Source organism: Pseudomonas sp. BJa3, assembly GCF_026343815.1.
GTDB lineage: Bacteria > Pseudomonadota > Gammaproteobacteria > Pseudomonadales > Pseudomonadaceae > Aquipseudomonas > Aquipseudomonas soli.
Genome location: NZ_JAOXMC010000409.1, coordinates 1 through 249, shown reverse-complemented (window position 1 = coordinate 249; position 249 = coordinate 1). Strand labels below are relative to the sequence as shown.

The following is a 249-nucleotide window of genomic DNA, read 5'->3' as shown; positions in this document are numbered from 1 at the left end:
CGGCCTGCGCGTGCTGTGCGTGGACAACGACCGCGAGATCATCGATGGCATGCGCGCCCTGCTGGGACGCTGGCAGGTGGATGTCATATCCGCCACCACGGTCGACGAGGCGCTGGAGAAGATCGCCGAAGGTCCTGCCGTGATGCTGGTCGACTACCACCTGCACGACCGCCTCGACGGCCTGGCCACGCTGGATGCCCTGCGCGCCGCCAGCCCCGGCCCCGTCGCCGGCGCCCTGCTCACTGCCGA

The 249-nt window shown here is 70.7% G+C and carries 1 protein-coding gene; it reads left to right on the top strand.

The window, feature by feature from the left end; all coding sequences use genetic code 11:
* Nucleotides 1–249, top strand: a 249-nt coding sequence (locus tag OH705_RS28210; protein WP_267303570.1) for a response regulator, incomplete at both ends; no start/stop codon positions are given.